Source organism: Marinomonas sp. (genome assembly GCF_039940335.1).
Taxonomy (GTDB): Bacteria; Pseudomonadota; Gammaproteobacteria; order Pseudomonadales; family Marinomonadaceae; genus Marinomonas.
This window is the reverse complement of sequence record NZ_JBDVGW010000013.1, coordinates 779458-801040: the sequence shown is the minus strand read 5'-3', so window position 1 is coordinate 801040 and position 21583 is coordinate 779458. Positions and strand designations below refer to the sequence as shown.

At 46.6% G+C, this 21583-nt stretch carries 19 protein-coding genes; 12 read left to right on the top strand and 7 right to left on the bottom strand.

Annotated features, from left to right (window positions below):
• Nucleotide 1: 1 nt before the first annotated feature.
• Nucleotides 2-832 carry an S-formylglutathione hydrolase gene (gene fghA / locus ABJF92_RS13480; RefSeq protein ID WP_446816303.1) on the top strand — a complete coding sequence of 277 codons (831 nt, stop codon included), beginning with the start codon at nt 2-4 and terminating at the stop codon, nt 830-832.
• 730 nt (nt 833-1562) lie between these two features.
• The gene (locus ABJF92_RS13475) at nt 1563-2396 is read left to right on the top strand and encodes an SDR family NAD(P)-dependent oxidoreductase (protein ID WP_446816302.1); all 834 of its coding nucleotides are present in this window, start codon (nt 1563-1565) and stop codon (nt 2394-2396) included.
• Nucleotides 2397-2399: 3 nt separating this feature from the next.
• On the opposite strand, the gene ABJF92_RS13470 is transcribed toward ABJF92_RS13475, so the two are convergent.
• A complete protein-coding gene (locus ABJF92_RS13470) occupies nt 2400-3428 on the bottom strand; it encodes an alpha/beta hydrolase (protein ID WP_446816301.1) in 1029 nt (342 codons plus the stop codon).
• A gap of 23 nt (nt 3429-3451) precedes the next feature.
• Nucleotides 3452-3739, bottom strand: a complete 288-nt coding sequence (locus tag ABJF92_RS13465) for an HlyU family transcriptional regulator (protein ID WP_445975475.1) — start codon at nt 3737-3739, stop codon at nt 3452-3454.
• A 168-nt stretch (nt 3740-3907) separates the two neighbouring features.
• On the opposite strand from ABJF92_RS13465, the gene ABJF92_RS13460 reads away from it, so the two are divergent.
• Complete coding sequence (locus ABJF92_RS13460) at nt 3908-4126, top strand: VF530 family protein (RefSeq protein WP_446816300.1); 219 nt, start codon at nt 3908-3910, stop codon at nt 4124-4126.
• A 3-nt stretch (nt 4127-4129) separates the two neighbouring features.
• Here the strand turns inward: ABJF92_RS13460 and ABJF92_RS13455 are convergent, their stop codons facing one another.
• Entirely contained in the window at nt 4130-4606 is a 477-nt protein-coding gene (locus ABJF92_RS13455) for a LabA-like NYN domain-containing protein (RefSeq protein ID WP_446816299.1), read from the bottom strand.
• Nucleotides 4607-4713: 107 nt separating this feature from the next.
• Between ABJF92_RS13455 and ABJF92_RS13450 the strand changes: the two genes are divergently transcribed.
• A complete protein-coding gene (locus ABJF92_RS13450; protein ID WP_446816298.1) occupies nt 4714-5097 on the top strand; it encodes a DUF4870 family protein in 384 nt (127 codons plus the stop codon).
• Nucleotides 5098-5149: 52 nt separating this feature from the next.
• Here ABJF92_RS13450 and ABJF92_RS13445 read toward each other — a convergent pair whose 3' ends face one another.
• Nucleotides 5150-6073, bottom strand: coding sequence for a hypothetical protein (locus tag ABJF92_RS13445; RefSeq protein WP_446816297.1), 924 nt, complete (start codon nt 6071-6073; stop codon nt 5150-5152).
• Nucleotides 6074-6314: 241 nt separating this feature from the next.
• Here ABJF92_RS13445 and ABJF92_RS13440 point away from each other — a divergent pair, with 241 nt between their 5' ends.
• Nucleotides 6315-8087 carry a diguanylate cyclase gene (locus tag ABJF92_RS13440; protein ID WP_446816296.1) on the top strand — a complete coding sequence of 591 codons (1773 nt, stop codon included), beginning with the start codon at nt 6315-6317 and terminating at the stop codon, nt 8085-8087.
• Between the two features lie 102 nt (nt 8088-8189).
• Nucleotides 8190-9476 (top strand): ribonuclease J, encoded by a 1287-nt coding sequence (locus ABJF92_RS13435; RefSeq protein WP_446816295.1) that lies wholly within the window; start codon nt 8190-8192, stop codon nt 9474-9476.
• Between the two features lie 6 nt (nt 9477-9482).
• Here the strand turns inward: ABJF92_RS13435 and epmB are convergent, their stop codons facing one another.
• A complete protein-coding gene (gene epmB, locus ABJF92_RS13430) occupies nt 9483-10505 on the bottom strand; it encodes an EF-P beta-lysylation protein EpmB (RefSeq protein WP_446816294.1) in 1023 nt (340 codons plus the stop codon).
• A 203-nt stretch (nt 10506-10708) separates the two neighbouring features.
• Here epmB and efp point away from each other — a divergent pair, with 203 nt between their 5' ends.
• The gene (efp, locus tag ABJF92_RS13425) at nt 10709-11284 is read left to right on the top strand and encodes an elongation factor P (RefSeq protein ID WP_446816293.1); all 576 of its coding nucleotides are present in this window, start codon (nt 10709-10711) and stop codon (nt 11282-11284) included.
• Between the two features lie 75 nt (nt 11285-11359).
• On the opposite strand, the gene ABJF92_RS13420 is transcribed toward efp, so the two are convergent.
• Both ABJF92_RS13420 and ABJF92_RS13415 read right to left on the bottom strand, forming a co-directional pair.
• Complete coding sequence (locus tag ABJF92_RS13420; protein ID WP_446816292.1) at nt 11360-12361, bottom strand: NADP-dependent oxidoreductase; 1002 nt, start codon at nt 12359-12361, stop codon at nt 11360-11362.
• Between the two features lie 157 nt (nt 12362-12518).
• The gene (locus ABJF92_RS13415) at nt 12519-14963 is read right to left on the bottom strand and encodes a GNAT family N-acetyltransferase (protein ID WP_446816291.1); all 2445 of its coding nucleotides are present in this window, start codon (nt 14961-14963) and stop codon (nt 12519-12521) included.
• A 144-nt stretch (nt 14964-15107) separates the two neighbouring features.
• Here ABJF92_RS13415 and ABJF92_RS13410 point away from each other — a divergent pair, with 144 nt between their 5' ends.
• From ABJF92_RS13410 to ABJF92_RS13390, 5 genes are all read left to right on the top strand, one after another.
• Nucleotides 15108-16052 carry a histone deacetylase family protein gene (locus ABJF92_RS13410; RefSeq protein WP_446816290.1) on the top strand — a complete coding sequence of 315 codons (945 nt, stop codon included), beginning with the start codon at nt 15108-15110 and terminating at the stop codon, nt 16050-16052.
• Between the two features lie 240 nt (nt 16053-16292).
• The gene (locus tag ABJF92_RS13405; RefSeq protein WP_446816289.1) at nt 16293-17855 is read left to right on the top strand and encodes an ABC transporter substrate-binding protein; all 1563 of its coding nucleotides are present in this window, start codon (nt 16293-16295) and stop codon (nt 17853-17855) included.
• A gap of 104 nt (nt 17856-17959) precedes the next feature.
• Nucleotides 17960-18931: an ABC transporter permease gene (locus tag ABJF92_RS13400; protein ID WP_446816288.1), complete on the top strand. Its 972-nt coding sequence runs from the start codon at nt 17960-17962 to the stop codon at nt 18929-18931.
• A gap of 1 nt (nt 18932) precedes the next feature.
• Complete coding sequence (locus ABJF92_RS13395) at nt 18933-19853, top strand: ABC transporter permease (RefSeq protein ID WP_446816287.1); 921 nt, start codon at nt 18933-18935, stop codon at nt 19851-19853.
• A 2-nt stretch (nt 19854-19855) separates the two neighbouring features.
• Entirely contained in the window at nt 19856-21544 is a 1689-nt protein-coding gene (locus tag ABJF92_RS13390) for a dipeptide ABC transporter ATP-binding protein (protein WP_446816286.1), read from the top strand.
• Nucleotides 21545-21583: the final 39 nt, after the last annotated feature.

The following is a 21583-nucleotide window of genomic DNA, read 5'->3' as shown; positions in this document are numbered from 1 at the left end:
TATGGAATTATTATCCAGTACGAAATGCTTTGAAGGCTGGCTAAAACGCTATCGTCATGAAAGTAGCAGTGTATCGGGAGACATGACGTTTGCTATTTTTTTGCCACCGCAAACAGAGTTGCAATCGGTTCCTGTGCTTTACTGGTTGTCGGGTTTAACTTGCACAGATGAGAACTTCATCCAAAAAGCAGGGGCGTTTCGTAAAGCTGCGGAGTTAGGTTTGGCCATTGTCTGTCCAGATACTAGCCCACGAGGCTCGGATTACCCTAATGAGCATGAAAGCTATGATTTTGGCTCTGGAGCAGGGTTTTACGTGAATGCCACGGTAGCGCCTTATTCAGACTCTTACCGCATGTATGATTATGTGGTGGATGAGTTACCTTCATTAATCGAAGCGAATTTCCCTGTCACGGATAAGCGTTCTATTTCGGGGCATTCTATGGGGGGGCATGGCGCGTTGATTTGTGCTCTGAAAAACCCTGGGCGTTATCAATCGGTATCGGCTTTTGCGCCGATTGCGAATCCGGTGGCTTGTCCTTGGGGGGAGAAGGCTTTTACGGGGTATTTAGGTGACAATAAAGAGGTTTGGCAGCAATGGGATGCCAGCTGCTTGATTGCGAATGCAGAGGAGCGTTTGCTTTTGCTGGTGGATCAAGGTGAAGCGGATAATTTCTTGGTGGAGCAGCTTAAGCCAGAAGCGCTGGAAGCGGCTTGTGAGCAAGCCAAACACCCGCTGATTTTGCGTCGTCAGCCTGGTTATGATCACAGTTATTTCTTCATTGCCAGTTTTATTGAAGATCACTTAGAGCATCATTCTCAAGCTTTGGGCTAGCCCTAAGTTTGTTTTTGCAAAACCGACTATTCAGTAATGAGTAGTCGGTTTTTTTGTTTGTTAATTACATTGGAGGTAAGGCTTTCAAGAAGGTGATGTGACGGCCTGACCATGCTTGCGGAGTGAATGTCTGACCGTGTTGGCGTTTTATTTCGAAACTATCGCCTACCTCATGAAAACGCCAACAGGTCACTTATTTGATTTGACGGAATGGGGCGTTGGTGTGACTGCTTGCCCGTGTTGGCGTTTTATTTCGAAACTAGCGCCTACCTCATGAAAACGCCAACAGGTCATTCGTTAATTCAGTAGGGGAGGTGGAAGGAGAGTCTAGTCATGTTGGTGTTTTGTATCGAAACTCATGTCTACCTGATGAAAGCGGTAACAGTCTGTTCATTAGATGTAACTGAATAGGGAGTAGGTGTGACTGCATGCCCGTGTTGGCGTTTTATTTCGAAACTATCACCTACCTCATGAAAACGCCAACAGGTCATTTGTCAATTCAGTAGGGGAGGTGGAAGGAGAGCCTAGTCATGTTGATGTTTTATTTCGAAGCTATCGTCTACCTCATGAAAACGCCAACAGGTCATTCGTCAATTTAGTAGGAGAGGTGGAGAAAGCGCGAACAGGCATTCGTCAATTAAGTAGGGGGGATGGAAAAAGGGGTTTATCGATAGCGCTTTTTGCCGTAGGTTTGAGTCATTCTTGTTAGTTTTTAAGGGTAGGGGGTGGTATGCGTTATTCGGTGTTAATCACAGGGTGTTCTAGTGGTATTGGGTTAGAAGCGGCGAAGATGCTGCAAGAGCGAAACTTTCTTGTGGTGGCCAGTTGTCGCAAGCAAGAAGATGTGGAGCGTCTGAAGTCTGAGGGTATAGAGCATGTTGTGCAGTTGGATTTGGCGGATTCGGCTTCTATCGCGCAAGGCCTTAAAGACACGTTAGAGATTACTCAAGGAAGTTTGTTCGCCTTGTTTAATAATGGTGCTTATGGGCAACCCGGTGCGGTGGAAGATTTGCCCGTAGCGGTATTAAAGGAGCAGTTTGAAAGTAATTTCTTTGGCACGCACGAGTTAACCTGTTTGGTATTGAAGCTGATGCATGAGCAAGGCTACGGTCGAATTGTGAATAACAGTTCGGTACTAGGGCTGGTGGCAGCGCCATTTCGAGGGGCCTATAACGCTAGCAAGTTTGCTTTAGAAGGGCTGACAGATACCATGCGATTGGAGTTGATGGGTTCACCAATTAAGGTGAGTTTAATTGAGCCGGGTCCAATTGAGAGTAAGTTTCGCCCCAATGCTTTGGCCGCTTTAAAGAAGAATATTGATGTTAAGAACAGTCGTCACCAAGCGGGGTATGAAGAAGCGATTGAGCGTTTGAGCAAAGAGGGGCCTGTGTCGTCTCAAACCTTGCCAGCCGGCGCAGTGGTAAAAAAGCTCATTCATGCTTTAGAGTCGCCGCGGCCAAGAGCTCGCTATTATGTGACGTTACCAACTTACGGTGCGGGCATGATGCGTCGTTTGTTGCCCACCTGTTTGCTAGATTGGGTAATGGCGAAGCAAGGAGCGTAAGTTTTAAAGGCTTGCGGAGGGCGTTTTTGACTCTAAGTCTTGCAACCAGTTTTGCATGGCGAGTAGAAATGCCTTCTGTGCCTCTTCTTGTGACAGGTACAGGTCATGGTAGCCCTTAGGGATACTGGCTTTGGTTAGCTGGGTAAAGACTTGCTCAGCGGCCTCTTGCATGCTGTGAACATCTAATACACCATCTCCCTGTTGCATGTCTGCTACGCTGTTTTTACCTATGGTGCTGGTTTGCGAGTGACACAACAGAGTCGGTAGTGAGATCTTGCTCTGACTGAGTTTTCGCTGGGCGATGTCGATCTGTTTTAGCCAGTGAAAAGATAGCGGGTAACCTTCCGCTGGCTTCCAGTCGAGTCGATAGTCCCATTGCCCAGCAAATTTTGTATGAAGGGTTTGAGCGTACATGGTGGGGCTTTTGGCTTGAATGGAGAAGCGTGATAAAGCCGTTAGTAGCCAAGGTAAAGGTTTGCTCAAGAATTTTAGTGTTTTGGGGGCAAAAGGCAGAGCCAAGAAGGGGCTATTGAGGATTAGGTGCTTAATGTCTGCCAAGGGTACGCCATAACGCTGTTCACGCTCGGCCTTACTTATGGCCTGGGAAAGATAGTTAGCAGCCACCAATCCACCGGTGGAGTGCGCCAACAGGCTAACGTCGCGAACGCCATCTTGGTATAGGGTGGCTAGGGCGATGTCTATATCTTGGCCGTATTGCTCTATACTGCTGCACCAGTTAGGTGGCCGATAGGGGCGTAGTGAACGACCATAACCTTGTAGATCTAGGGCGTAGAAACGATAGCCAAGTTGTACAAAGAAATCAGCTAAGCCAGTTTGGAAAAAGTAGTCCGTATAGCCATGGAGATACAGGATGGCCTTAGGGCTAGATAGTTCACCCAAATGTTGGACGAGGGTGGTGTGTACGATAGGTTGTGAGGTGCTAGCAAAGGTGAAGGTGCGAGCGCGATAATTAGAGCCTAAGAAGTCTTGCTTATCGCTGACTTGTTGCCAAGGTTTACCTAGGTCGCTCATCACCATCCCCTTGTTGTTATTGGCTAGCCGAAGATGCGATCACCCAGCTGGTCTATGGTCATTTTAGTTTTGCGCATAGTGATCTCGATGCATTCATCTCGGCTTGGAATAATGTCCGAACGAATAAACTGATGAACTTGCTGTTCCTCTCCTTCGCCTTTGGTGATGCTCGCGGCAACGCGATATTGGCCACCTTCATTGATAGGGGCTGGAATGATTTGAAAGCCTTTGTATTCAACAGCTTCTTCCGTTTTAGCAGGGGCGCTTTCGCCACCGCTGAATAGGCCTTTAAGGCCGGATAAAATACCCATTATGTAATCTCCTTTAGTTGCCTCTATTTTTCGGGCTTTTGCCTTATTAGTCAAATATTGTCGTGGTATTTTGCAAAGCTGTCGAAAAGCTGTGGTAGAGAGCATTAAGGGCGAGGGGATTCAGGTATACTGGGGGTCTATCTTATCTTCTTTGGAATTTGGAATATTATGACAACTGAACAACCTAATAACCCTTTGCACGGTGTGAAATTGGAAAAAGTGGTGACGGATTTAGTCGAGCACTATGGTTGGGAAGAGTTGTCTTTTCGGATCAACATCAATTGCTTTAAAAGTGATCCATCTGTGAAGTCGAGCCTGAAGTTTTTGCGTAAAACCCCTTGGGCTCGTGACAAGGTGGAAGCCTTATTTGTGGAAACGTTCTCCTAAGAATTATTTCAGTAGTAAACGGTCGTCAATAGGGATAAAACGACTTGCTGCTTGGGCGAGAGATTGAGCCGTTAAAGGCTCAGCCCCATAGACCTCTACTTGGGTTTGGTGCCTTGCTCGGAGTTTTTGCACCAATAAATCAAAATCACCGTCGCCAGAGGCGAGCACGACCACATCCGCTTGTTGGCCATACTCGATACCATCTAAAGCGATGCCCACATCCCAGTCACCTTTTGCTGAACCATCAGCGCGTTGGATAAATGGTTTAAGTTTTACCTCAAAGCCAATGGCGCGCAAAATATTTTGAAATTGGCGTTGCTTTTCATCGCCACGATCGATGGCATAAGCGATGGCTTTCACTACGTTACGACCTTCTGTGGCTTGTCGCCAAAAAGCATTGTAATCAAACGGACGACCGAAAGTTTGGCGAGTGGTGTAGTAAATGTTTTGCACGTCTACCAAGATGGTTACATCTGTCATAATGGTCCTTTAATTTGCCTGAATGAGGTCGCTTGAGACCATAGCATTATTGAAAAGAAAATAAACGCACCAAGATACAGTTAATAAGTCATGAAGAGGGAATGGAAATGGATTTATCGGATTTTGAGCCCGACCAAGGGTTTGACCCTAATAAGCCGCCTCGGCCTTTAAGTGTCAAGGAAGAAGAGGCGAAAAGCCACGTAGTGATTGCCTATATTTTTATGTTATTGGGGGTATTTACCGGCGTATTTTGGTTGATTGGCGCTATTTGGGCCATGGTGAAAGTCAGTGATGCCAGAGGTACTTTTTTTGAAGGTCATTATCGCAACATTATTAGCACGTTTTGGTGGGGGATCTTGTGGAGCATTGTCGGCTTGATACTAACGCTATTTTTTGTCGGCTATTTGGTACTGCTCGGGGTGTGGATCTGGAGTATTGTACGCATGGTCAAAGGCGTCGCTAAGGCCACTTCTAATCAGGCATATCAGTAATCTTCTCTTATAGGAATAGCCGCCTCGTGAGCTAACGGGGCGGCTATAGCACCTAATCCAACGACAGTTGCATATTGGCTTGCTGGTATAAATCTTTATCTCCTAACAAGAGCGTAATATCTTTTAAATCAATCGCTTGGTTTGGCTTCATGGTGAGTGTTAGGTGTTCGGGTTGCTTGATAAAAGCTAACAAGGTTTCACCAATTTGCTGTGCTTCAGAGCTGCCAATAGAGGCTAATCCTAACGTTTCACTGGCGGCTTGAATAAGATAGCTCAGATCATTGTCACTGTAGTTCGACATTTCGGATGCTGGAAGTAAGTGCTCTATCATACCGTTTTCTTGATAACGTATTCGTACATCTTCAAAAGCAACATGTTCTCCATACAGTATCAACATGGCTTCTGGCTGCCCCAGTGCTAATGACGCTAGCAGATCGGTACGCATGGTGTTGATGGACTCATTTGGCTTAGTCAGCTGAATTTGGCTATCCCAAACAATACGTCCCAAATCTTTAATGTCCAGTGACAGATAAGAGGCTAATTGATCTGCTTTTTTCGTTGAGGAGAAGTGCCCTTTGCCCAATAGAGTCTCCAACCCTAGTGTTCTCATGATGCGTACCGAATCTCGTGAAAGCTCTGTGGTTGGGCTTTCTGCGATCCAAAAATCAATGTCCAAATCCGGCTGAAAAAGAGGATAATGGTTGAACGACACTCGTGCTAAACGTAACCAAGGGGCAGATTTTTCACCTAGGGTCACTTGCTCTAAAGAGGGTGTGAGGGTTAAAGGGTTAAAATGAATGTCTTCATAATGCACAAACGCACTTAGGCCACTCTCATTTAGTCTGACATCAATCTGCTCTTGGGCATATTGAGTGCCAAAATGTTTTACAGCATAAATAAGCACAACGACAACACACAAGGCGCCTAGAAGTTTCAATAAAAGAGTCATTAGGCGGATTTTTAATGTTTCGTTCATAGTGTTTATTAGGGTCCGTAGTATAATTTTATGAGGTACTTTAGTGGATGGTAACGGAAATCTAGGTAATTAGACAAAGTCATTTCTTGGTTCAGCCGTTCCCTTGTCGTATTATGAATTAGCTTTTTTGATATCGATTCGCCGGTTGTATTGTAAGTTTTGATACCAGTTAACCTTATTCCAATGGACAGGCTGTCTTAATTGTATTTTTATCACATAGATTTGTGAGTGGAGCATCGTCGTGAAGTCAATTCCTTTACGTAGGTTAATCATCTTGCCCTTTGTCGTCTTAGCGCTACTATCTGGGGCGATCATGTATTTTGTGGCGACGGTAAGTTTTGCCAATATCGCCAACAAAGTCGGCTTGCAGTATATCCATGAAGTCGAAAATCGCGTGCAGGAAAGACTGCAACACTTTATGGGGCCGTTGCAGCATATTGTTGAAATTAACCAGCAGGCTTACTCCGTTAGACCCAAGGATCTAGACGATTTGCAACGTGCGGCGATACGGTTTCATGAGCAGGCTTTGCCGTATCCTCAAATGACTTTTATTTCACTGGCCACAGCGGATGGTCGCTATCTAAGCTCTGTACAACCTCCTTTCAAAGAAGACCACAGCCACCATCTGGCGGCCAATTTTGTGCATCAACCTCTGACAATGGAGGGCTTTGAATATGATCCTCAACAAGGGCTTGGAGAAAAGCGCCAGCAAGATGCCGTCTTTGGCTACGACCCACGAACACGTCCTTATTATCAAGATGCTCTAGGAAAAAGCACGCCAGTGTGGGGGGACGTCGAGCGTTACTACGGTTATGACTCCCTAGGGGTGACATTATCTGCGGCTATTTATAATGATCAGCAAGAAGTGCTTGGCGTAACGGCAACAAGCGTTGCGCTTAGCGAATTTGATAACTACCTGAAATCACTAGACATGGTCGATCAAGGCTATCTTTTCCTCGCCGAGCAAAATGGCAACTTGATCGCTTCTTCAGCCGACCACTCTTTGTTTTCATTTGATGAAGGTGTGACGCAGCGAGTCAGTCTAGCGGATCATCCTAATGCTTTGTTCCGTATGGCAAGTAAGCATCTACAAGCTAGGGCTTATCAACTGTCGCTGCAGGGTGAAGACTATATTTACTATGTGCATCCGATTGCTTTTGATTATGGTCAAACTTGGCTGTTAGGGGTGCTCATTCCCAGTACGTATCATAAAAACGTGCTCAGCGATTACACCTATATTACGATCATGATCACCTTAATTCTGTTTATTTGTATTGCTTTGGTGGGCTCGCTATTGGCTTGGTATATCGGTAAACCGATTCGCTTGCTCAATAAGGTGGCTCATGACAACAATGTTAAAAGTATTAAGCATCTGCCGGATTCCATTAGTGGCGTACGAGAAATTAATTCTTTAAATCAAGGTTTGAAGGACATGGCCTATGCTTTGGATGATGTGTTGCAAAATCTTGAGCAAAAAGTGGCGGAGCGAACCTCTTATCTCAAAGATGAAAATGAAACCTTGTTAGAATCTTCGGTGAAAGATGAGTTAACCAATCTCTATAACCGTCGTGGCCTTAAGCAAGAATTCCATTTTATGTCTGAAAAAGCCCAGCGCCAAAGTCAGTCCCTTATGTTAGTGCTTTGCGACATTGATCACTTTAAAGAGTTTAATGACAAATATGGTCATGGGGTTGGGGATCAAGTGTTAGTGCAGGTTGCGGAAAACTTGTCTAGCCACATCCGCTCCGGCATAGATATCGTCGCCCGATACGGTGGCGAAGAGTTTGTCCTTGTGTTCGTTAACACCAACCTAGAGAAAGTGCTAAATCGATTAAACATGATACGCCAAGCGTTAGCGAGCACCTCGGTTGGGGATAACGAACATATCACCATGAGCTTTGGTATTTCCTCCATGGGCGTGGGTGACACGACCGCGGTCGAGCAACTGATAGATCAAGCCGATAGCCGTCTTTACGAAGCCAAAAACAGTGGCCGTGATAAAATCGTCTACTAACAACATACCGATAGATAAAAACAGGAGCAGCTTATTTCATCACTCATACCGACAAAAAACGATTTGTGGTTCTTACCCTTAGGGGGGACTGGCGAGATCGGTATGAACATGAATCTCTATGGTCACGATGGTCAGTGGTTAATGATAGATTGTGGCGTGTCTTTTAATGAACCTTTGCAACCGACTGATGTGCATAAGGCAGACATTGTGTGTGCTGATCCAAGCTTTATCAGTCAACAAAAAGAGCGCCTCGCCGGTATTGTTATCACCCATGCTCACGAAGACCATGTTGGGGCGTTGCCGTTTTTATGGCGACGCTTTAAATGCCCGGTTTACACTACAGCGTTTACCGCTGAAATTCTCCGTCGCAAGCTGGCACAAGTCGGTTTAAGCGGCAAAGTTCCCATCATCGAAGTCGCGCAAAATGAATCGGTACACATAGGTGTTTTTCAGGTTAAGTGGTTGGCGTTAACCCACTCTGTCCCTGAACCTTTTGCCATGACGGTTGCGACCCCTGTAGGGCGTATATTCCACACGGGTGATTGGAAAATCGATCATAAGCCCATTACGGGTGAAGGCTTTGCCTCGGATCCATTTAAAGCTCTGGCGAAAGAGAATATGCTCGCCATGGTGTGTGATTCGACCAACGCTCTGCGAGAAGGTTATTCCGCGTCGGAAACGGATTGTTACACCGGCTTATTGGCAACGATTCGAGAAGAAAAGCAAAGAGTGGTCGTTGGGTGCTTTAGCAGCAACGTCGCACGCCTTATTGCACTTGGAATGGTCGCTAAGGCGACAGGCCGATATTTAGCGTTAATGGGTCGTTCGTTAACAAACATGGTCAGTGCTGCTCGGGTGACTGGTCATTGGCCAGAAGAACTACCTTTAATTGATGCGGCTCATTTGGGCTACTTACCTCGTGAAGAAGTACTCGCCGTGGTGACAGGCAGTCAAGGTGAGCCTCGTGCTACCTTGTCGCGTTTGGCGGCGGACAACTGTTTTGATTTAAGTGTCGAAGCGGACGATTTAGTGATTTTTAGTGCCATGCGTATACCGGGCAATGAAGCCGCCATCGATGGCCTTATTCGCCAGTTTCAAGGACGAAAGATTCGCACCTTGCAAGCCCATGAAAGTGAAGAACTCATTCATGTGAGTGGTCATCCTTGTCGGGGCGAGCTGAGCGATATGTATCAATGGATTCAGCCTGAAATTGCCATTCCTGTACATGGTGAGCCAGAACATCTGGATGCCAATGCTCAGGTGGCAAAACAAAGTTATGTGCCCGCACAACTGGTGGGACAAAATGGTGATCTGTACCAGCTTAGCCCTAGTGTGCGAGTCTACCGCCAAGCGGTAAAAGCAGGGCGGCTGGCATTAGAGCGGCATTAGCTCAAGTTACGCTCTATCCATGAGCTGGGGCGCAAACACAGTTTTGGCACTTTTTCCTGGAATCTCTTTGGCCAACTTAGGTACCAAATAACCGGGCAGCTCGGCGGCCACCTTCCCCATCAGTTGTTGGGCATCATTGACGGAAATGTCAAAGTGCGCTGCGCCTTCTACAGGGTCTAAAGTAAACATGTAATAGGGCAAAAGACCCGCATCAAACAATGCTTCGCTCAAGGCAACCTGAGCCTCTACATTATCATTAATGCCTTTAAGTATGACGCCCTGATTCAGTAACGTAACGCCTGCTTGCTTAAGGCGCGTTGCGGCTTTTTTCACCTCTGTGTCAATTTCGTTGGCATGATTGATATGCCACACCATTACAATGTCTAGGCGAGAGCGGGTGATCCACGAGATCATATCGTCACAAACGCGGGCAGGGATGACAACGGGTAAACGAGAGTGAATGCGCAGACGTTTAATTTGTGGCAAGGCTTCAATCTGACGAACCTTGTCGGCAAGTAAACTGTCTTTCATCATTAAAGGGTCGCCGCCGCTCAAGATGACTTCATTAATTTGCGGGTGAACTTTAAGGTAATCAATCACCGAACGCCATTCTGCCTGTGCCAGCTGGTTATCCCCATAGGGGAAGTGGCGACGAAAACAATAGCGGCAATTGACCGCACACCCACCTGATGCAATGACCAATAAACGACGAGTATATTTGTGAACAATTGCTTTTTGAGGGTTGTGATTCGATTCCTCTAGAGGGTCTTTGTTGTAGCCAACTTGAGGCAACATTTCATGACCATGGGGCAATATTTGTTGCAGTAGAGGATCATCTGGGTTGCCGTATTCGACGCGGGATAAATAAGGGCGTGGTACCAGTAACTTAAAGGCTTGATGGGCCTCTTGCCCTTGTTCTGCCAAGTCACTGGGTAGGCCGAGCAAGGAAATCAGCTCAGCTAAGTCGGTAATCGCTTGGGCAAGATGTTCGGGCCAGCTTAAATCGTTCTTGGTTTGAATTGGGATCACGTCAAATATCTGCAAAATTAAGTGAATTTAGGTTATGATTGCGCCAACTTATTTTTGGCCAGTTAGGCCTTTGGCTCTCAGAGATCTTTGCAAACCCTTTTATTATTCGCATAGTTGGTAACGAAAAGTGGTTTGCAGAGGTCTTGGGGCTGACATGATACGTCAGTCAGAGCTTTTTCTCTAAATTTATACTGTGAGGATGTATGGCTAATATCTCTACCAGCGAAATGCGCGGCGGTTCCAAAGTAATGGTCGATGGAGACCCTTGTGCGGTGCTTGATAACGAACACGTTAAACCCGGTAAAGGTCAGGCGTTTAACCGTTTAAAGTTACGTAACCTAAAAACAGGTCGTGTTTGGGAGCGTACTTTTAAGTCTGGCGATACGCTAGAGCAAGCAGATGTGATGGATACCGATATGGAGTATTTATACACAGATGGCGAGTTCTGGCACTTCATGGCGATAGACGGAACATTTGAGCAGCATGCCGCGGATGAAAACGCTATTTCAGACACGAAAAATTGGCTGAAAGAGCAAGAAAAATATGTGGTCACCTTGTACAACGGTGTCCCTTTGGCTGTGACTCCTCCAAACTTCATTGAGCTTGAAGTCACCGAAACCGATCCAGGACTAAAAGGCGACACAGCAAATGGTGGCTCTAAGCCTGCCTATCTAACTACTGGTGCTATGGTTCGCGTTCCGTTATTTATTAACATCGGTGAAGTTTTACGTGTTGATACGCGTACTGGTGAATACGTATCTCGTGCTACGGGCAAATAGTCCAGCACATTGATTCGAATACAAAAAAACTCGCAAGAATCATCTTGCGAGTTTTTTTGTCTCTATCATTCGGAATTATAACTTAACGATTAATTTACCTTGGTTGTTACCTTCAAACAGTAAGTTAATGCCTGTTGTCGCGCTTTCAATGCCTTCGATAACATGAGCGCGATACTGTAGTTCGCCTTTGCCGAGCATCGCACCTAATGCTTGACCGTATTCTGGAATGCGGTGGAAGTGATCCGGCATGGTAAAGCCTTGAATCATGATGCGTTTCTTAATGATGTTTAACCAGCTTGGACCAGGATCTGGTTGTTCTTTTTGATATTCAGCAATCAAGCCACAAACTGCAATTCGACCGTGGGCATTCATACGATTGAAAATTGGCCCTTGGGCTACGCCACCGGTGTTCTCGAAAAAGAAGTCGATTCCCTCTGGGGTGGCCGATGAAAGTTGCTCGGCAAAGTCGGCGTCTTTGTAATTTAGCGCGGTATCGAAACCAAGAGTGTCAGTGAGCCATTGGCATTTCTCTGTAGAACCTGCCACGCCCACGACGTTAAGGCCTAGATTCTTCGCCATCTGGCCGACCAAAGAACCCACAGAGCCCGCCGCCGCAGTGACGGCGAGTGTTTTACCCGCATCGCTTGGAGACAGTTTCAAAACGTCAAATAAGCCGTGGTAAGAGGTGATACCTGGCAATGCGATAACCGATAGAACGGCTTCCGCAGGTATCTCTTTCGGAATAGGGTTAATGCCGTTACCGTCACTGATAGCGTATTCTGTTAGCCCTAATAGACCCATTACCCGAGTGCCGACAGGGAATTTATCATGATTAGATTCAACTACTTCACCAATTCCACTGGCGCGCATGGTGTCACCTAATGCAACAGGTGGAATGTAGCTGTCTTCGTCAGCACTTACCCAGCCGCGCATCGCTGGGTCTAGCGATAAATGAGTCATTTTGATGAGGACTTCGCCAGCGTTTGGCTGTGGAATGTCTTGGCTGACAATATCAAAAATATCTTCAGTGATTTTGGTCTCAGGACGTTTGACTAATTTAATAGTACGGTAGGTCATGATGAATACTCCTTTAAAAAATGTAACGCTAGTTTACCCTATGTCGGAGTACTTTAGCGTGTAGCTTTTAAGGAAGATATTGCAGGCATGTTCATAAAGATTATGGGCTGTTGGCTTAAGTAATATTAGCTATAACCAAGAGTAGTAACTGAAGCCACTAAGCGTGTTTTGACAAGGACAGCTTCACTGTCTCAATAAAGGTTTTACTCAGGTTTAGAGTGACTACGACTTGGCTAAGATCATCTAGATCTCTAATGATTTTAAAGCCCAGTTTGCGACAAAACTGAATCATGTGTTTGTTTTCGCTAAGTACTATGCCTTTCATGACTTGAATGTCTTTTGCCGCCGCAGCGAGGAACAGCTGTCGCATCAAATAAGACGCTAGTCCCATGCCTTGATACTCGTCCCCTAGTACGACCGCAAATTCACAACTTTTATCATCGAAATTATCGCTGTAACGTGCGGTGCCAATAAGGACTTCTTGATCGTCGACTTCCGTGACGACCATGAAAGCCATTTCACGATCGTAATCAATATGAGACATATTGGCGAGCATACGTGGAGTGAGTTCAGAGAGGTTGGATATAAAGCGGAAATAGCGAGTTTCTTTTGACATACTGCGGACAAAATCCGCCATCATAGGCGCATCTTCAGGACGTACTGGACGCACGGTGCAGCGTTGTCCGTTACGCAGCGGATAATGGCTTACCCATTGTCTTGGATAGGGCTGAATGGCCAGGTGCTCATAGCGTCTTAAATGCTGACAGTCTTTTAACTCAGCGGCCAAATCTGCATACACACTGCCGTTTTCATGTAGGCGAATATTAGCAAGCTCTAGACGATGTAGTTCTGGCAATTCGCAAATTAAGGTCGATAAATCCAGAAGTAAGCGCTCAAGCTCTTGATAACCTTCTTTTAGGCCTAAAGGTGATAGTAAGTCCTTACTTAGAAGAGTGTTAAGAGGTGGTAAGCCAATCACTTCATTTTGCCATTTACCATAGCTAGTGCCGCCAGAACATAAGCCAATAGCTGGGCCAAAAACAGGGTCCTGTATTAAACGCAGATGCAGGCTTTGACTCAGTAGGTTGTTGCCCTGGCGACGAGCAGAAAGGCGGATATGAAAAAGCTCAAAAACATCCCTAATGGTGTCTTTATCAGGCGTTAGTGTGCCTTTTTTTATGAGGTTTTGAAGTTGCGTTCTGGCCTCGTCAACGGCAATCTTTTGGCGTATCGCATGACTGTCTGGAGACTGCTTCGCTAATCTTTGGTTACGCTGGAATTGTTGTAAAAACTGGAAGCCTTCCATTGCCGATTCCGGGGTTCGAAAAGTCGGAATGCCAGCTTCGTTAATACGTGTACGGATGGCGATCATCTCTCCGCCTCCTAGCAAACACACCATCAGTAGCTTCTTCTGCTTGGCATGTAAATCAATGATTTGCTGATAAAACGATGACATGTCCAGCAGTGCGGTGGGGCTTAACATTAGTAGCACCGCATTGCATTGCTGATCATTGAGAGCGGTGTCTGCAAGGTTCACAAAAACATCACTTTCGCAGTTTGCCCATACTGTGGTAACAGGGCCAATTTGTCCTCTATCATCCACAATGTTGGCGAGTTTTTGGTGTAGGCCTTGATCTGGCGTTAGCAAGGAAACATCAATCTCAGCGGCGCGCTGGGCCGCCAATTCACCGGGACCAGCACCGTTACCTATAATGATCAGGGAGCCTTCTTGAATACGCCTTGCATTCGTCATTACAGAAGCGGCGGCCACTAAATCATTTAAGCGTCGACCGCGTACCGCACCCGTTCGACGTAGGGCAGCATCGAGTACTCTTTCGTCAGCACCGACACTGTGTTCAGCCACTACAGCAACGGGTTTGGTGCGACTGGTGGCACGTAAACTACTGAGAAAACGCGTAGGGTTACCGACTTTTTGTAGATACATCAAGATGGCTTGGCTTTCAAAATCATTGGATAAATAATCGAGTATTTGCGACGGCATTACATCCACTGGAGAGCCCATGGCCACTACTTGAGAAAAGCCAATGCCTTGCCAATTCGCCCAATCCACCAAGGCACTGGCAATGGTGCCGGATTGAGAAACTAAGGCAAGACGGCCAACCAAGGGAGGGGTTAAACCTAACCAAGCAAAAATTCCTTGTTTGGGCCGACAAATGCCAAAACTGTTTGGTCCTAGCAGGCGTACATTATGCTCTCGTAATAGCGGCACGAGTTGTTCGGCTTTGTCTTCTGTCCAAGTGAGCATGAGCAGGGAAGGAATGTGTGCACGTCCACAGGCGGCGATGATTTCTTCCATAGATTCACTGCTGGAGCCGGCTAGAATCGCTAGGTCAAAGGGCTGGGTGAGCTGATCTAGGCTGGTAAAATGGCGCACACGATTAGGTGTTTGCTGAGGGTTCATTTCTGGGCGTTTTGCTGTTGGCCAATCAGGTTCGACACCGACCACATGCAAGGTGTTGGCGAGATTGCCATTGAGCAACGCACGCAACAAGGCCAGCATGATAGGGTCATGAGCGTCTTCTCCTGTGAGCACCACAATCGACTTTGGCGCGAGCAGTGCGTTCAATGCATGTTGGCTCAAATAACTCTCCCCAGAATAAAAGCTTTTAGCGATTGTAGACTATTGTAGGATAGTCTGTCTTATCGACTTTATGCTTAGATACACAGCCAATATTGGTGCTGCTTAATAATTACCTTGGACAACAAAAATAATCTCGGAGTCAAGATGACCACTGCTTACATCACCCATGATGCTTGTGAGAAACATCAAATGGGAGACGATCATCCAGAATCTCCTGCGCGCATTGGGGCGATCCATGATCGTTTGATCGCAGGACAGATGCTGGACTTTTTACGCTGGCACGAAGCAGAGAAAGTGCAAATGGTAGATTTACTGGCCGCCCATGATCAAAACTATGTGGAGGAGATTTTTGCCAAGGTTGCACAGCTGCAAGACCCCCATGGGCCAGAAACTTTTAATATTGAGCCCGAAACTGTGCTAATGGCTCATTCCTTAGACGCCGCCTTATATGGCGCAGGAGCCGCTGTGCAAGCGGTCGATCTGGTGATGACAGGTGCTTGCCATAATGCCTTTTGTTCCGTGCGTCCTCCTGGCCATCATGCCTTAGCGAATCAAGCGATGGGTTTTTGCTTTTTTAATAACATTGCTGTGGCGGCAAAATATGCCCAACAGAAATACCAACTCAAACGCATCGCCATAGTGGATTTTGATGTGCACCATGGTAACGGTACTGAGCATATCGTGGCAGCTGATAAGGGGATTCTATATGCCTCAAGTTATCAGCATCCTTTCTACCCTTATAATGACCCAGGTGAAAGCCACGACAACATACTGCATATGCCTTTAGAAGCTGGCACAGGCAGCGAGCTGTTTCGACAAATCATCAACGAAAACCTATGGCCTGCCTTAGAGCAATTCCAGCCGGAGTTGATTTTAATTTCAGCAGGCTTTGACGCCCACCAAGCGGATGAAATGGGCCAACTAAGACTCACTGATGCCGACTTTGCATGGATCACAGATGGCTTGATGGCTCAGGCGAAAAAGCATAGCCAAGAGCGGATTGTATCTGTTTTAGAAGGCGGCTATGAACTCGATGCTCTGGGGAGAGCAGCCTGTTGTCATATTCGTAGTTTATTAGGCATGTCCTAAAAATAGATGCGCACAAGACGAGGGATCATAAATACGTTTAATTCTTGAAAAACAAAGGTTAGCTCATGGTATGCTAATTGCTTTTCTTGCTTAATATCTGCAAAAAATTTACACAGTATCTAAAATGCGATATGAGTTACAGCCTAGTTTGGTTGAAGAGTAAGCATTGGCGGGTTGTTTAGGTATTCAGTATCCACCGCCATATCGTACCTATTAAGTTTATACTTTGGAGATAGTATTTTGAAACGTCTTACCTATACGGCATTAGCCATCGCTCTATCTACTTCTGCAAATGCCGCCACGCTTAAGTGGGCAGGCACCACAGACCCTCAAACGATGGACCCTCATGCGGTTATTTCGACCCCAGTTTTAGGCTTTTTGAATAATGTTTATGAAGGTTTAGTGCGTCGTGGCAAAGACATGTCCATCGAACCGGCTTTGGCGACTGCATGGGAACCTATCGGCAACGGTGAAGGTTGGCGTTTTCATTTGCGTCAAGATGTGACGTTTCATAATGGTGCGACCTTTAATGCGGACGATGTGGTTTTCTCTTATGAGCGTGCGTCATCTCCTGCGGCGGATACCAAAGGCTGGTTTGCGCCCATTGCTATGGTCAAAAAGGTGGATGACTATACGGTCGACTTCTTAACGAAAGCGCCGAATCCTATTTTCCCAGACAGCATCGCTAACTGGATGATTATGGATGCAGACTGGGCGAAGTCCATTGGTGCTGAGTCTCCGAACAAAGAAGCGGGCAATGCGGCCACATTACAGGCAAATGGTACCGGGGCTTATGAGCTGAGTAAGCGCCAGCCTGGTTTAGAAACCCGTTTGAAAAAATATAACGATTGGTGGGGAGAGGACATCGGTAATATTACCGAAGCAGTGTTCACGCCGATTCAAAATCCGGCCACGGCGGTCGCCGCTTTGTTGGCAGGCAATGTTGACATGATTAACCCTGTGCCTATTCAAGATGCTCAACGATTGGAGACTAATGGGCAGGTTAAAGTGATTAAGGGCATTGAAGCACGAGTCATCATGCTGGGGTTTGCACAACAAGCAGAAACCCTTAAATATGGTACGGATCAAGGCAAAGCGAACCCATTCTTAAACCCAAAAGTACGTGAAGCGGTAGCGAAGTCCATCAGTGTTCCTGCCATTTTACGCACCATCATGCGTGGTAATGCTCAACCTGCGAGTCAATTAGTGAGCCCTGATATGCGTGGCTACTCAACGCTTCATGATGCTCGTCCTGAATTCGATGTGAAAGAAGCTAAGTCTTTGTTAGCACAAGCTGGCTACCCAGAAGGCTTTTCATTTGGTCTTAAATGTCCTAATGATCGCTACTTAAACGATGAAGCGGTTTGTCAGGCGGTCACCGCGATGTTGGCGAAAGTAGGAATTAAAGCTGATCTGGATGCCATGCCTGTGCGTAATTACTGGCCAGAGCTTCGTGCCGATAACTTTGATATGTACCTAGTGGGTTGGTCGCCAGGTACGTTTGATCATGAACATCCCATTCGTTTCCTTGCTTCCACGCCAAACTCGGAAAAGAGCTTAGGTTCTTGGAACTTTGGCGATTATTCGAATAGCCGCATTGATGAATTGTTACCGCAAATTCAATCCGAGATCGACGATACTAAACGTCAGGCCATGATTGATGAAGTGGTGGGCCTTTATCAAAGTGAATTCGCTTACGTACCACTCTACATTCAACCATTAGTGTGGGGTACAGGTAACAATGTTAGCTTGACGCAACGTCCTGATAACTTCTTTATTTTGCGTTGGGCATCGGTGAATTAATTTCCCTCCGCTTTTGTAAACCCTCATAACCTAGGCAGGTGGTAAGCTTTTTTGCCCCTGTCTAGGATCGATTTTTATCCACCCAAACCGTGCGAGGAATGACGGTGATTAACTACATATTTAAGCGTGTTGCTCAGTCCGCCCTAGTGTTATTGGTGGTTGGCTTCGTGGCTTTTTCAATGTTCCGTTTTATGGGTGACCCCATAGACAATATGCTTGGCCAAGAGCGTACTGAAGCAGACGTACAGCGATTACGAGGTGAGCTAGGTCTGGATTTACCTTTCCTTGTTCAGTACGGGCGCTTCTTGAGCGATGCCGTGCAAGGGGATTTTGGTGTCAGTTATCGCCAAGGTCGACCTGTCTCGGAAATCATTGTCGAGCGTTTACCAGCTACTTTAGAGTTGGCAGCAGTCAGCGCTACCTTGGCGATTTCTTTGGGCATAGTGTTAGGGGTGTTTACGGCCATTCGACGACAAGGTTGGCTAGCAAACCTAATCATGACCAGCTCGTTAATCGGCGTTAGTTTGCCGACCTTCTTGATTGGTATTTTGTTGATCTATGTCTTCAGCGTGAATCTTGGTTGGTTACCAAGCTTTGGCCGTGGTGAAGTTGTGCAAGTCGGTTTTTGGAGTACAGGGTTGTTAACCGTGAGCGGTTGGCAGGCACTGATCTTACCTGCCATTACCCTTGGTCTTTACCAAATGACTTTGATTATGCGTTTGGTGCGCTCTGAAATGCTCGAGGTATTGCGACAAGACTACATTCGTTTTGCCAGAGCCAGAGGCCTGAGTGAGCGTATTGTGAACTTCCGTCATGCCCTAAAAAACACTCTAGTGCCTGTCATCACGGTAACTGGCTTACAGCTTGGTTCCATCATCGCCTTCGCCATCATTACCGAGTCGGTATTCCAGTGGCCGGGACTGGGGTTGTTGTTTATTAATGCGATTCAATTTGTGGATATTCCTGTCATGGCGGCTTACTTAATGCTGATTTCTGTGATTTTCGTCACCATCAATTTGCTGGTCGATTTACTCTATGTCTTCATTGATCCGCGCTTACGAGAAGGAGACAAATAGTATGTTGCAGAACACATTACGTTCGTGGCTAGACAGTGACTTTATGTGGCGTTTGTCCCGCTCTCCGGTGGCAATCATTTCTTTGTTGGTGGTTTTGCTCTTGGTATTAGGGGCAATTTTTGCGCCTTGGCTGGCGCCCTATGACCCATATGATCCGGCTACTCTGGATTTGATGAATGGCTTTACACCACCGTTAACCGCGAATGATTTTACCGGCCAAAGCTTTTTGTTTGGCAGTGACGATCAAGGTCGTGATGTGCTATCGACCATTTTGCATGGTATGCGCGTCTCTTTGTTTGTGGGCGTGGCGGCGGTGGCATTCGCCATGGTATTGGGTATTTCTCTAGGCTTGCTGGCCGGCTACCTAGGGGGCTGGGTAGATACCTTGATAATGCGTATTGCCGACATTCAATTAACTTTTCCTTCTATCCTTGTCGCCATGCTAATTTTTGGTATTGCAAAGGGTATAACTCCTGTGGAGTATCGTGACCAAATGGCCATTTGGGTATTGATTATCGCCATAGGTCTATCGGATTGGGTGCAATTTGCTAGGGTCGTGCGAGGCGCGACCTTGGTAGAGAAAAACCGTGAATACGTGATGGCGGCGCAACTAATTGGTCAGCCAAAAGCCATCATTATGATGCGTCATATATTGCCCAATGTACTGAGTCCAGTACTGGTGATCGCTACTATTTCGTTGGCATTAGCCATTATCGCTGAAGCCACTTTGAGCTTTTTAGGGGTAGGGGCACCGCCCACTCAGCCAAGTCTTGGTACGTTAATCCGCATCGGTCAGGGTTTTATGTTTTCTGGGGAGTGGTGGATCCTGCTGTTTCCTGCTTGTACTTTGTTAGTGTTAGCGCTTTCGGTCAATTTGCTTGGCGATTGGCTGCGTGACACCTTGAATCCGAAGCTGAGGTAGACATGGCATTACTCGACATTAAAGCCTTAACGGTTGAATTTGCCACCCGACGAGGTGTGTTTGTGGCGGTGGACAACGCCAATATCTCAGTGGAAGCAGGCCAAATTCATGGTTTGGTAGGGGAGTCTGGCGCAGGTAAGTCCACCATAGGGGCCGCTGTTATGGGGTTGCTTGAAAAGCCGGGGCGAATTAGCCAAGGCGAGATTTCTCTTAATGGACAGCCAATAAGCGGTCTAGATAGAGAGGCTATGCAAGCGCTACGGGGCAAGCGTGTGAGCATGATCTTTCAAGACCCACTGACTTCCCTTAATCCTTTGCTGACCGTAGGGGATCAACTAGCTGAAACCATCCAGTTTCATCTTAAACTAAATGACACGGATGCCTACCAAAAAGCACTGGAGTTACTGACTTTGGTGCGCATTCCTGACCCGGAAATACGAATTAATCAATATCCTCATCAATTCTCTGGCGGCATGCGCCAGCGTATCGTCATTGCATTAGCTCTGTGCTCTGAGCCCGATGTGATCATCGCTGATGAACCAACTACTGCCCTAGATGTTTCTGTACAAGCACAGATTCTGTCGCTGATTAAAGAGCTGGCTCGGGAGAAACAGGTTGGGGTTATCTTGATTACCCACGATATGGGCGTCATTGCGGATACCACAGATGTGGTAACGGTGATGTATCAAGGCAAGGTAGTTGAGAGCGGTCTGACGGCACAAATCTTAGGTCAGCCAGCCCATCCCTATACCCAAAGTTTGATTGCGGCTGTGCCTAGATCACACGAAAAAGTGCGACGCTTTCCTCTGGTTTCCTACGGTGGGAAAACCCAAGCCTTTGATATTGACGATCTGGCGCGCAGTTGGAAAAAACAAACCATAGATCATACAAAGCCCTTGTTCGAGGTGGATTCCTTAACCAAACGTTTTATCACCAAGCCTGCTCTATTGCCTTCTCAGCAAGAGTTCGCCACTGCGGTGGATCAAGTCAGTTTTGATATCCAGCAAGGGGAAGTGTTTGGCGTAGTGGGGGAGAGCGGTTCGGGCAAGTCGACCTTAGCGCGTATGATCGCAGGCTTGTATCAAGCCGATGGAGGGCGCATTGTTTTTGATGGGACAGACATTACTAAATCGAAAGATTTAAGTGATTATCGTCGTCAAATACAAATGATCTTCCAAGACCCTTACTCCTCGTTGAACCCACGTATGCGGGTGGATGCCATTGTTGGGGAGCCAGCACGGCACCATAAGTTATTAAGTGGTAAAGCATTGCAAATGCGTGTGGATGAGTTGTTAGATCAAGTGGGTCTCAGCGCCGAGGCGGGTAAAAAGTATCCACATGAGTTCTCGGGTGGCCAACGTCAGCGTATTTCCATTGCCCGTGCGTTAGCCACTCAGCCAAGATTCTTAATTTGTGATGAGCCTACTTCCGCATTGGATGTGTCGATTCAAGCGCAAATTCTTAATATTTTGAAAGATTTGCAGGAGCATCTAAATCTCACCATGCTGTTTATCAGCCATGATTTGCCGGTGATACGACAGATGTGTGACCGTGTAGGGGTGATGAAATCTGGGGTGATGGTTGAGCAACAAGCAACAGAATTACTTTTCACGCAGCCGCAGCATCACTATACCCAAGAGTTGTTGTCCTTTATGCCCAAGCTTGAAGGCATTCGTCGGGTGGCCAGCTAAACCAAGGTAGCAAAGGCCATTATTTGGCCTTTGCTACAG

What these genes read in the sequence shown, in the direction of transcription:
- ABJF92_RS13435 (WP_446816295.1), top strand. Translation starts at nt 8,190, where the DNA reads ATGAACATGAATCTCTATGGTCACGATGGTCAGTGGTTAATGATAGAT.
- ABJF92_RS13450 (WP_446816298.1), top strand. Translation starts at nt 4,714, where the DNA reads ATGGATTTATCGGATTTTGAGCCCGACCAAGGGTTTGACCCTAATAAG.
- ABJF92_RS13395 (WP_446816287.1), top strand. Translation starts at nt 18,933, where the DNA reads ATGTTGCAGAACACATTACGTTCGTGGCTAGACAGTGACTTTATGTGG.
- ABJF92_RS13390 (WP_446816286.1), top strand. Translation starts at nt 19,856, where the DNA reads ATGGCATTACTCGACATTAAAGCCTTAACGGTTGAATTTGCCACCCGA.
- ABJF92_RS13410 (WP_446816290.1), top strand. Translation starts at nt 15,108, where the DNA reads ATGACCACTGCTTACATCACCCATGATGCTTGTGAGAAACATCAAATG.
- ABJF92_RS13465 (WP_445975475.1), bottom strand. Translation starts at nt 3,739, where the DNA reads ATGGGTATTTTATCCGGCCTTAAAGGCCTATTCAGCGGTGGCGAAAGC.
- ABJF92_RS13420 (WP_446816292.1), bottom strand. Translation starts at nt 12,361, where the DNA reads ATGACCTACCGTACTATTAAATTAGTCAAACGTCCTGAGACCAAAATC.
- ABJF92_RS13460 (WP_446816300.1), top strand. Translation starts at nt 3,908, where the DNA reads ATGACAACTGAACAACCTAATAACCCTTTGCACGGTGTGAAATTGGAA.
- ABJF92_RS13445 (WP_446816297.1), bottom strand. Translation starts at nt 6,073, where the DNA reads ATGAACGAAACATTAAAAATCCGCCTAATGACTCTTTTATTGAAACTT.
- ABJF92_RS13455 (WP_446816299.1), bottom strand. Translation starts at nt 4,606, where the DNA reads ATGACAGATGTAACCATCTTGGTAGACGTGCAAAACATTTACTACACC.
- ABJF92_RS13470 (WP_446816301.1), bottom strand. Translation starts at nt 3,428, where the DNA reads ATGAGCGACCTAGGTAAACCTTGGCAACAAGTCAGCGATAAGCAAGAC.
- ABJF92_RS13475 (WP_446816302.1), top strand. Translation starts at nt 1,563, where the DNA reads ATGCGTTATTCGGTGTTAATCACAGGGTGTTCTAGTGGTATTGGGTTA.
- efp (WP_446816293.1), top strand. Translation starts at nt 10,709, where the DNA reads ATGGCTAATATCTCTACCAGCGAAATGCGCGGCGGTTCCAAAGTAATG.
- fghA (WP_446816303.1), top strand. Translation starts at nt 2, where the DNA reads ATGGAATTATTATCCAGTACGAAATGCTTTGAAGGCTGGCTAAAACGC.